Consider the following 12,682-nt stretch of genomic DNA (forward strand, 5'->3'; position numbering starts at 1 on the left):
AACCTATGTTCCCAAAAAAAATGCGGCATGTTCTTGTTGCCCTACTGTTCTTATGTTTCTCAGTAGTATGCGCAACATCAATAGCTAATGCTAAAGTACACACTTTTATAAGTGAGGTTGCCGAAGCGGTAAAAGACGCTGTCTCAATAGAGAAAGTGGAAACTGCAAAGAGCAACTCGGTTTTTCTGAAGAATACATTCAAAAATAGCCAGAAGAATAAAGTGGCTATTGCCCCTATGTTCATGACTATTGTTCAAGGAGCCGACGAGACGGTCAACTGTACAAATGATGGCGCCACGATTGCTCGATTCATTCTTTGTGGTGATTCTGACGATCGAACTATCTCTTTATCAGGTTCACCAACCAGTGGTGTCTCTTGGCAGCAGTTAACGGGTGCCACTCCCAACACAAATTTAGAATGTCCTGATTACACATCAACTTATACCGAGGTTGCAGATACTCCTACCTTTAACCTTGATGCAAGCAGCATTTCAGCTGCTAACGGTGCGGAATTTAGGGTTCAGGTGAATGGGGGGCAATATTATTATATTGAAGTAGTCAAGAGTACGATAACCCAGACGTATACTAAAAAAGATTTTGTTTGTAACAATCCAGGACGTATTGAAGTTACCGGTCTACCTAATAGTTATCAGTTTAGAATTCGTGAAGGGGCAAATGCTTTTGGGCCTTACCAATCCTCTTCTATTTTCGATAATCTTGATCCAGGTTCATACCAGGTTCAGGCCCGATTGAATATTTCTGGCCAAGTTTGTGAATACTTATATGAAGTAATTGAAATTGAGCAAGTAGATATTGAGATTGATGTAACTTTTACCAATCCGGTTTGTAGCGGAGAAACCGGAAGTATCGATGTTACTGTTAATCCTGAAGTGCCCGGTCCATATGTCTATACTTTATTGGACGAGAACGGAGCAGAAATAGAATTTACTTCGACCATTTCGAGCAATACCTACACTTTTGGTGCAGTAAGTGAAGGCACTTATGCCGTTAAGGTTGAAACCAATGATTGTAAGGAAGATATACCAAACGGAATTCCTGCTCCTATTCAATACACCGATACCAATGGTGACCCGATCACTGTGGGGGTAGGTTTAAGTCCTATTTCAGTGGTTACCGATACTAATGGTATGAGCTTTGGTTGTTCTGACATCACAAGTGTTGATATTGACGTAACTCCTTCCGGGGGTTCTGGTACTTATAGTTATACGGTAAGTGATGGTGGCAATTCAGGAGGAACGTTCACCGGAACCAGCTCTTATACGGTAACCAGCCCAGGTACTTACACCTTTTTCATTACGGATGACCAAGGTTGTACCGCCGAAAAATCGGAATATGTTGCTGAACTAGACCCGCCGGATATTACGGCATCGGATATAGTCGGAACCTGTACAAATGGGGGCGGAAAGGTTGATTTTACCATAAATGACCCAAGAGGTTTCAATTTAGAATATAGAGCCACCAATAATGCCGGGGACCCGTTTACTACATCTTCTACTATTCCTGTGGCCGATGGTACTTATAGTATTGTTGAAGTACGTTACTCACAGGGTGCATTTAGCTGTGTCTTGTCACTCCCATCTGTAACCGTTACTTCTGCCGGCGGCTTGAGCAGTTCTGCTGGTTTGACGCAAGATTATACCTGTGCCAACGGAGGTGCTACAATTGATTTTACATCTGCAAGTGGAGGTTCTGGGTCAGGTTATGAATATAGCGTAGATAATACGAATTATCAATCTGGCACCACTTTCACAGGTTTAGCTCCCGGTACATATATACCTTATGTACGGGATGATGCAGGTTGCTATCAGGCACTGGGCCCCATCACGGTTTCTGAACCGGTACCCCCGACTTCGATTGATTTTGCCCAAGATAATTTAGATTGCGCATCAGGAACGAGCCGGGTAACCGTTGACGTACAGCCATCAGGTTTCCCCGTAGCTCAGTATGAAATTATTTCATCCAATCCAACTACGACCTTACCACCTGCCCAAGCAAGCAATGTGTTTAACGGGCTTAGTTTAGATACTTCTTATCAGTTCGAAATAACCGATACTGATGGGTGTACCTATACGTCCAGTTTTACGACCGGTGGTTTTAGTACTATCAGAGCCCGCATTCAAGCTGGAGGTGACTTGCGGGTATGTCCCGGAGCCACTGATGGCAACGGAGGTTTCTTAGTTGATGGTTACGCGACCGATTATGATTATGTAGTGAATAGAACTGCACCTTCAGCAGCTGTGGTTACAAGTGGTACCAACAGCACTAGTTTAAATATTCCTATTTCGGGCTTGGGAGCTGGTACTTATGAAATCACGGTAACCGATAATGATACCAATTGTACTTCTACCGCTTCTTTCGATGTGGAGGAAGCAGCTACCCCATTGAGTATCACTCCAACTGTAACCGATATGAGTTGCCAGAACAACAATATTGGTAGAGTAAGGGCCGATGCGACCGGTGGCTTCGGCGGCTATAGGTATGAATTAGAATGGCCGGCTACGGACGGTAGAACGCAGGGCCCAAAAACGGGACGTACGTTTGGTAATTTGACGGAAGAGGGTACATATACCTTAACTGTAATAGATACAGAGGGTTGTACGGCTTCAACAACATTTACGCTTACTAGTGTTTCGGCACCGAGCATAGCACTTGACAGTGCAGATTTTTGTTATTCGTCAACCAATAGCTCGGAAATTACGGTGACATCTACAGCCGGTTCGGCTCCATTAACCAGTCATAGGTATAGAATTAACGGAGGACCATTGAACGTGTCAGGAACCCCGGGAACTTATACCTTTAATAATTTAGTACCGGGTAATTATACTATTGAAGTCGTTGATGGAAACAATTGTATAGCTTCAACCTCGACAGTAAGGATTCCACCACAGATACAGGCAAATTTGGCTATGGTGAGTGAAATACCTTGTGGGGGAGATGGTGAAATGGAAATTACCATTACAGGAGGTGATATTTCTAACCTTGCATCTACTTCATATACAATATTTTTAGACGGTGCTGCGGTAGCAGGTCACACTGGAAACCCAATTCCTTCAAACCCGTTTACGTATACGGTGCCATTCGGTCAGCATGGTGATTATACTGTTGAAATAAGTGATAACAATACCTGTTCTAATACCTCTGAAGCGTTAACTTTTGCTCAGCCTACCAATATTGCCTCTACTGATCGTATTGTCGGCCCCAGTTGTGGTGATGCCAACAGTGGTTTCGTTGAGGTGATCCCAACGGTATCATCAGGGGTACCTCCTTTCGAAGTCGTTTTTGCACCTGCAGGTACATTAGTGCCTGATCCGAACAATCCTGATCCATCATCGACATACAGTTTTTCTGATCAGACCATTTACTCGGGTCTAGCAGTAGGCACCTATGAATATTTGGTTAAAGATTCTAGAAATTGTATAACTGCTGTAACTACAGTCAATGTAGTGCCCGACCCTGATCCTGCTCCAGATGCAACAGTGACACCTATTGATGCCACGTGTTCTACAGGGGATTTATCAGGAGGAGTAATAATTGACCTTCCTACAGCAGGAGTAGAAAACTATACGGTTATCATTGAGGATAATTTTGGTAATGCTATTTATACTCAAAACGATATAGCCGATACTGATTTTTCACTAACAATTACAGACCCCAGCCTTATTCCTGGAAATTATCAGGTTATCGTGCTCGATTCTAGAGGCTGTAATGATCAAGAATCTTTGACTATTGATACGGCAGGTCTGGACATTGCTCCTGACTACCCAACTCCTACCGGTTTCTGTAGTCCAGGGGGAACTACGGTTTGTGTGGATATTTTGAACGGTACGGGTCCATACGAAATCAGATTGGCAGACCCAGACCCACTAGTAGGGTGGACTGCTCCAAATAATACAGCTACGAGACATTGTTTCAGTAATTTATTGTGGGGTGTTTCTTATACTGTAGAAGTTAGGGATACGGCTACGGGTTGTATTTACGAAGAAGTAATTACAGTACCGGGCAACGGGGGATTGAACGTTAGTCTTACAATAGATAACGCCAATTGTTACAACGGGGATGTAGGTTTGGAATATACCATAACTTCAGGCACCGGACCGTACAATGTTGTAATAACCAATTTAGATACAGGCGATATTGTACAGAACTTGACCGGTTCTTTGATAACCAATGATATAATTCCTGTTCCTTCGGGTCATTATGGTATTTCGGTAGAAGATACTACAACTAACTGTTCAGATGGCGCGGAAGATGAAGCGATATTGTTGACCCCACGTGTTGATATTATTGATAATCAAAATGCCAATTGTAATGCTTTAGGTCAATTAACGGTAAGGGGTAGTGGTGGAACACCATTTGCGACCGGTAGTCCATACTTATATGCTTACGTTCCCGCTGGTACTCCAGTTGATGCTGACGGTACCCTAACACCTGCAGACCCATCTGATGATTTCACCGATGCCTCAACAGTGGCACTTCCCGGGTCAACGGCACCCGGTACCGATTACGATATTTGGGTAAGGGATGCGAACAATTGCTCTTATCGCGTTTCAGCGGCGGTTATTCAGTTAAATCCTGATTTACCATTGACTCCACCTGTGGTGAACAACGCATGTGATGTGGTTACTACAGCTGCCACTGGATTTAATATAGAACTTAGTTTGCCCGGAGATTTTGATACGCCTACATTTACCTTAAACGGTGTAAGTCAAACCGTGGCTAACTCAGGATCTGCAGGTACACCTACCACTGTGACCTTTACGGTCAATAATGTTGGTAACTACCCTTTCGAAATTATTGATGCAAATGGATGTAGTGTAGTAGGCATTGCTGAGGTATTTCAAGTGCTTTCGGCATCTGGAGGCTTTAGTACAGAACCGAATTGTGAGAATGATGATGGTATTGTAACAATTACTGCCGATGGTGGTAGTGGTGATTTTACGTATCGATTGACGGGTCTACCAATTTCTGGTCCAGCCCTTGATATCACTGATTCTAATAATGACGGGATTTTTCCAGATATTCCCCCTGGTGACTATCAGGTTGAAGTTACGGACAATCAGGTTGTTGATGGCTCAGGTACTAATTGTTCGGTTACCGTTGATAATATCCTTCGAACAGCACCTACATCTCCAGTTATTGATGATACCGGCGCTACTGATGTGAGTTGTAACGGGTTGGGAGATGGAAGTATTGCTGTCTCTGTGCAAGGAGGTACGGATATTGACGGAATAAGAGAATATAATTTGTATTCCAGTACATTGGCAGCAATGCCTAGTGGTCTAGATAATTCTAGTAGAATTGATGACAATCTTTCTGGGGCATTTTCAAACTTAACTCCGGGTACTTATGTGATAGAGGTAGTGACCGATAGAAGTTGTTTTGATAGGGAGGAAGTAATTATAAATGAGCCACCACCATTTGAGATCGATGTTACGTCAGGTACTTTGGTTTGTAACCCTGCAGCTAATCAATATAGCACTACAAATGTAACTGCAAATATTGTTGGGGCGAATATCGGAAACGGAGGACCTTACGGTTACAAAATTGATTTGGCCGATAGTTACCAAACAAGTCCAACGTTCGAAATAGTAGATACAGGTTTTGATCAAACGATTACTGTTTATGCTATCGACGCTAATGGTTGTGAATTCAATGATTCTGTAACTGTTCTTCCCCCTAATACGGTCACGGCAACGATTACTCAACTATCTCCAATGGATTGCGAAAATCCTGAGCGAATTCGTATCGATGTATCGGGCACTACCAACTTCATTATTGAAGACCAGGGGTTCTCGGTAGCGCCAGTGGCAGATGTGTCACAACCAAGTGGAAGCTTCGTGGAGTTCGATCTACCCATGGTAGCTGGCGAATACAATCTACAGGTAAACGATCAAAATGGTTGTACCTACCCTATAACCGCATACGTGGTTGATACACCGGTACTGCCCACGGTCTCAATTAGCCAAAATCAACCGATTGGTTGTTTTGGTGCAACCGATGGAATTTTAAACATCGAAATAACCAATTTACCAAGTATGACCAACTTTTCCGGCGTTTATGATTATTGGGTCTATAATGCATCGGATCCCGGTTTCTCCGGTGGTTCTTTTGGTACCCCAGTTGGCGGAAATTCAACAGGTACTTTGGATGTCTCCCTTGATGGTAACCCCACTATGATAACAGGTATTGCAAGTGGTAACCTGCGTGTTGTTATTCGTGAAAATGGTAAGACTGTGACGTCTTGTGAGGTGTTCAGTAATGTAAGTACTATTGAACGACCTGGTGAACAGTTGCGTATAACTTCACTTGATGAAGTAGGAAGGGTGGGTTGTAGCAATGATTTAGGAGAGATTGTAGCCAATACTGTTGGTGGCTGGGATAACTCACCGTATGAATATAGATTAGAATACGAAAACCCAGTAGGCAGTGGTTTCGCAGCACATAGTAATGCTTCATATGCAACTTTTGCGGCGAATGGTGATAATGATCGCTTCGAGGGCCTTTCAAGTGGTAATTACCGGGTATATGTAAGAGATATCGAAGGCTGTATACATTTTGAAGATATAGAACTGTTACCTGTACCTCAAATAGAAGCGGAAGCTAGTATAACTAGGGAACTTGAATGTCCTCAAGGTAACGATGCGGTTATTGTTGCCGTTGAACCGGGAACCTCTACACCGGGGGCCGTTGGCGGCGTGCCGGGCGGTGGTTATCAATACCGATTATTGCACTTAAATGGCAATGATAATACAGATATAGCATCTATGACCGGTTTTCAGAGTAGTCCTGAGTTTACGGGTACAACAGGGGTTATACCAGGTGGTTGGTATGCTGTTGAGGTTGTATCTACATTAAATTGTGGGGTAGTTTCGGCGCCTATTCAAGTGATTCCACCACCGCCGATCAATCCTGCATTGATTCAGACATCTGTACCGGCGTGTGGCAATGCAGCTACAATGATGATTCGGGTGAATAACCCACAGGGTGGAACTTATGAGTATAGTGTTTATAATTCTGGCGGACCTTGGTTTCCTGTTGATGAAGTCGATGCAAATGGTTTGCCTGTAAAAACAAATATTCCAGGTGTTATTGGAGATTCATACCGATTCGAGGTGCGAAAAGTTGGTGGCTTAAGTTCATGTTTGGCTCGTAATACAAACGGAATTACGATAACAGACGCCGAGCCATTGAGTTTGGATCCTGCTTCACCAACTTATGACGTTTCTTGTGCATATGAAGTCGATGGTAGAATAGAAGCTGTTGCCAATGGCGGAACAGGTATTTATGAATTTAGAATTTACAATGCTGATCCCGGCACAGATGCATTTGTTGCAGAAACGCTACCGACCTACAATAATCTACCTATGCAAGATTTCGGTACTTTCGAGAATTTGGAGTCTGGGAACTATTGGATATCCGTTATCAGCCGTGCAAATTGTGGGGTAGTACAAGGTCCGTTTACGATTGCTGAACCTGCACCGGTTACCATTGATGATAGTAGTACACCTGTATCTTGTTTTGGGGAGTCTGATGGAACCATTACCATGGAAGTTACCGGCGGTGCTTCTGGTTTGGTGAAATTTGCCATTGAACCAAATTTAAGCGAATTTTTCTCAGACCCTGACGATCCACTGACCTATACCTTTACAGGCTTAGCTGCAAATACTCCAAGTAATCCGACATACACGGTATTGGCCCAAGATGCAGAAGGTTGTCCGCAAACTTTTGAAATCGTAGTTACTGAACCGTTAGAGTTGGAAGTGACCGAAGTGGTGACATCCCCTGAAACCTGTATCGGTTTTGCCGACGGTACTGCACAGCTAACTATAACCGGAGGAACTCCCTTTATAGACACGGTAACGTCAGCAACGTACTATGAAACAAGGCTGGTAGGCCCTAATTCAGATGGTACGGAAGTTTTTGTCAGAAACGATAATTTATATTTTGATAACCTAGTGGGAGGTGAAACCTACTTTGTTTTCATACAAGATGCGAATCTTTGTGATACCGACGTTCTGATACCGATAGAAATTGGAGTAGACTTAACGGCAGAGCCCATTGTACAATATGGTTGTGAAGGTATTTTCCCGAACAGTACAGCTCGGGTCGAAATGCAAGATTCAAGTTTGATGCCACAATTAATGTTCGCCTTAAACCCTATTGACCCAACCGACGCAATTACATCAATGGCGACAACAGAAAATACTTGGGGCGATTTGCCAGCTGGTGATTATGATGTGTATATCTATCATGAAAATGGTTGTACCAATATGGTCGAGTTTAGTATCGATGGTTATGATCCATTGACCTTGATTGCCGAAAAGACCGGACCGAATGAAATAACGGCCACCGCAGAAGGAGGTTATGGAGGTTATGAATTTTTCTTTGACGGCACGTCTTTTGGCAGCGAAGGTATTTACACTACTACAGATAGTGGAACGGTGGAGATTCGTGTAGTAGACCAAAACGGTTGTGAAGCTGTAGCAGCTATACCTTTCGAATTTACCGGAATGCTTGAAATACCAAATTTCTTCTCTCCTAACGGTGATAATGAGAATGACTATTGGGCTCCTGGCAATAGAGATTTCTTCCCCAATATTGAAGTCATTATTTACGACCGTTATGGTAGGGTAGTGGCAGAGCTGGATCAGGTGAGCAAATGGGATGGAACGTATGAGGGTAAAGAACTTCCAACAGGTGATTATTGGTACGTTGTAAATCAAAATGATGATAGAGACATACGTTATGTAGGGCATTTTACCCTATATCGCTAAAAAATGTAAACTTTCTTTTTAATAATATAAATCGGATGCTCATTTGAGCATCCGTTTCTTTTTGGTCTACTTTCTTTTATTCGTATTTTTCCATAATGAGATTCACTACGAATATGCCCAAATACCTACTTATGGTTTTAATCGCAGCCTTTCAAAGCTGCGCATCACAATCGAAACCTCGTTTGGTCGATGCAGAACAGGAAACCGTTACCAGAGAAAACTTTAACTATTACCTATACTATCCCGAAGACTATGATGCCGAAGGTGATAAAAAATATCCTCTATTATTATTCTTACATGGCGGTGGAGAATCGGGCGATAGTCTTGTGACCGTAAAAAGAAATGGCCCCCCGAAGTTAATAGCCCGGGGAAAGAAATTTCCTTTTCTCATTTTAGCTCCACAAAATCCTCACAAAAAGAAATGGTGGAATACGAGGGCTCTTGTTCAACTTCTAGATACCATTGTAGAAAATAACCGTGTAGATAAAGATAGGTTGTATTTAACAGGTTTGAGCAGGGGTGGAGGAGCGGCCTGGGAAATGGCGGTTCAGTATCCTGAAAAATTCGCTGCTCTGGCCGTGGTTTGTGGCATGACACCAGTGCCCTATGCTTCATGGTTAGATAAAAAAATGGCCATTTGGGTTTTTCATGGTGAGAAAGATGAGTCCATTCCTATCTCTGAATCCAACGAAATGGTTAGTAAGCTAAAAAGTATGGGTTATAATGTTCGATATACCAAATACCCTAATGTAGCCCATGATGCTTGGGTAAAAGCTTATGACACTGAAGAATTATACGAATGGTTTATGCAACAATCGCGTAAAGAAGATTTGGCTAACTAAAATAGAAACTCAATCAACCGAAAGACTATGAGAACACCTAACTTATTCCTATTATTTTTATTAATAGGTACTCTTTCACTTATGGCAAGTACCGAACCCATAAAAAAGAAAAAAAAGAAACCTCGAAATGTCATTTTTATTTTAACCGATGACCATAGGTATGACTATATGGGCTTTACGGGCAAGGTACCTTGGCTGGAAACCCCAAATATGGATAAATTGGCTTCGGAAGGCGCATATTTTTCCAACACTTTTGTTACTACATCGTTATGCTCACCGAGTCGAGCCTCCATTTTAACGGGACAGTTTTCACATTCGCACACCATTGTTGATAATCAAGCCCCGGACCCAGGTAACTTGACCTATTTTCCTCAGCATCTTGAGAAAGCGGGTTACCAAACGGGTTTCTTTGGTAAATGGCATATGGGCGACCATGGCGATGAGCCCCAACCGGGTTTCACCCATTGGGAAAGTTTTCCGGGGCAGGGGGTATACTACAATCCCACACTAAATATTAACGGAGAACGGGTAGCCTACAAAGACTCTACCTATATAACCGATTTGCTCACGGAACATGCCATAGATTGGTTGGATAATCGGGATAAAGAGAAGCCATTCTTTCTTTATTTATCGCACAAAGCCGTTCATGCTGCGTTCAAACCCGCTAGAAGACATAAAGGGAGGTATAAAGGGAAGGAAATAGAATTACCGACAACCTATGACCAAACAAAAACCGGAGCATACAGAGACTTAAAATGGCCAGAATGGGTCGCCGACCAAAGAGTGAGTTGGCATGGGGTAGATTATATGTATCACGACAATCGAGATATACACAAAATGGTCGTCGATTATTGTGAGACATTATTAGGGGTCGATGAGAGTGTGGGCTCGGTCATGGAATATTTAAAAAAAGAAAATTTAGATGAATCTACTTTGGTAATCTACATGGGCGATAACGGATTTAGCTGGGGAGAACATGGGTTGATAGATAAGCGTCATTTCTATGAAGAATCGGTGAAGGTACCCTTGCTGGTACGTTGTCCTGAAATATTTGAAGGAGGGGTTAAGCCAGAGGCTATGGTTCAGAATATTGATATTGGCCCTACAGTTCTGGACGAAGCGGGTGTCGAACAACCAGAAAATATGCCTGGGGTATCATTCATTCCCATTTTAAATGGCGATCAAAATGCACCCACCCGAAAAGAAGTGTTCTATGAGTATTTCTGGGAGTATGATTTTCCTATGACGCCTACCGTATTTGGTATGCGAACAGATAAATACAAATTCATGAAATTTCATGGTATTTGGGATAGAAATGAACTCTACGACCTCGAAAATGACCCCTACGAAATGTATAATCTGATAGCGGACCCCGATAAACAAGATGTTGTAAAATCAATGACAACGGCGATTTACGATTGGCTTGGTGAAACCAAGGGCATGCAGATTCCGTTAAAACGAACTATCAAATATCGCTACGGAGATTTTAAACATGAAAACGAGTATTAACAAAAATCTCAAGAATTTTCGTGGGATTTTTATAAACGTAACCGATATAATATTAGATTCTTACATATGATTTAAGGCTTAAGGGTATTTTCTAAAATTAATAGATCTGTATTTGATTGCTCCCAATTTTCGAGCATGTTAGTAGGTACTGGAGTAAAAGAGTAAGTGAAGCTACCGAGGGCAATATCTTCATCTCCGTCACTGTCGAAATCGCCAGAATCAATAAGAAGCCATCTCCCCAAATTTGATATATCTGAAATTTTAGAGTTGAATATAAAGTCTTCAGAGTTTTTATTTTCTAGGTAGACAAATGAAAATTCAGGTTTTCTTTCATAATCAGGAAACGTGGAGATTATAGCAAAATCTATATCGTTGTCTTGATCAAAATCTCTGGCAACAAATCGAGTTGCACCATTGAGAGGATAGAAAAATTTCTCCGAGAATTTATAGTTACCCTCATTGATATGAATCCTCATTCCGTGATAGGGTTTTTGAATATAGGTTTTATCTGCATTATCTCCATGCACAGTAATTATGTCTTGGTCACCATCACCGTCATAATCAACTAAATCAAACCAACTGGTACCGTATAGTGGGCTAAACTGTAGTACTGGTCTTAAATTGAAAGTGAAATTTGGGTTTTGCTCAAAAATTAAAATTCTTTCGTCGCCCTGAGCCATTAGAACTATTAAGTCGTCTTTACCATTGCCGTTCATATCTCTAGCAATTACTCGAGTTGCACCGGGTTGGTTTAGAAGTGTTGTTTTCTCATAACCACCTGTGCCTCTTTTGCTCAGTAGAGATAAGGAGCCTGTTAAATTTCCGAATTCACAGATGACCATTTCAGGAATAGTGTCAGAATTCAAATCTTTAACCAGATTTGCTACGGGTCGATGTAAAGAGAAAGACAATTCTTTGATTGAGTCATTCACAATTTGAATATTACCTCTTGCAATTTCTGAAGGGTTCATATATCCGACATGTGTAACTATTTTTCCTTCATTTGACTCAGTATAGTCGGTTATGGCTTGTTTAGTTTGAAGAAGAGATTTTATTTCTTTAGCCGAGTGGTCGTAGCTTACTAGGTTACCATTTATATCACCGCAAAATATTTTGTTATTGTGCTTGCTGAATCTTAAAAATGAAAAGAACGCTCCATTTATGCTGTCGACGTTTACCGATATGGGATTAAAATTTTCAAGTTTGTCAACTCTAGGTATAGGAAAGAGAGGCAAGCTATCAGGAGCCAATTTTAAAATATAATCATTTAGCACTTTCCAGTTTTGCTTTGAAATAGATGGTTTTATTGGATAAACGCCACTTTTAATAATTGCGAATTGCTCGGAATAAGGATGACCTTTTAAGGGATCGAACAGTGAATCTTGCACCCCCAGTCTTGCACCCATCTCAGGAAGAATACTTTGCTTCCATATATTTTTGGGCAAATCTTGTATGTCAGGCACCATATGACAACTTGCACAATGAACTTTATACAGTTTAGCCCCTCTTTCATCCTTTGAAGAGCAGGACAGCATA

4 protein-coding genes are annotated in these 12,682 nt (G+C 41.8%); 3 read left to right on the forward strand and 1 reads right to left on the reverse strand.

What is annotated here, in order from left to right; all coding sequences use genetic code 11:
* Window positions 1-5: 5 nt before the first annotated feature.
* From IV512_RS00490 to IV512_RS00500, 3 genes are all read left to right on the forward strand, one after another.
* Window positions 6-8,795, forward strand: coding sequence for a T9SS type B sorting domain-containing protein (locus tag IV512_RS00490; RefSeq protein ID WP_209399634.1), 8,790 nt, complete (start codon window positions 6-8; stop codon window positions 8,793-8,795).
* Between the two features lie 131 nt (window positions 8,796-8,926).
* Window positions 8,927-9,637, forward strand: a complete 711-nt coding sequence (locus IV512_RS00495; RefSeq protein WP_245224635.1) for a prolyl oligopeptidase family serine peptidase — start codon at window positions 8,927-8,929, stop codon at window positions 9,635-9,637.
* 27 nt (window positions 9,638-9,664) lie between these two features.
* The gene (locus IV512_RS00500; protein WP_209399638.1) at window positions 9,665-11,146 is read left to right on the forward strand and encodes a sulfatase; all 1,482 of its coding nucleotides are present in this window, start codon (window positions 9,665-9,667) and stop codon (window positions 11,144-11,146) included.
* Window positions 11,147-11,217: 71 nt separating this feature from the next.
* Here the strand turns inward: IV512_RS00500 and IV512_RS00505 are convergent, their stop codons facing one another.
* Window positions 11,218-12,591 carry a VCBS repeat-containing protein gene (locus IV512_RS00505; RefSeq protein WP_209399640.1) on the reverse strand — a complete coding sequence of 458 codons (1,374 nt, stop codon included), beginning with the start codon at window positions 12,589-12,591 and terminating at the stop codon, window positions 11,218-11,220.
* Window positions 12,592-12,682 lie beyond the last annotated feature (91 nt).

This window comes from Pseudozobellia sp. WGM2, assembly GCF_017810075.1.
In the GTDB taxonomy this organism is placed as follows: domain Bacteria; phylum Bacteroidota; class Bacteroidia; order Flavobacteriales; family Flavobacteriaceae; genus JADNYK01.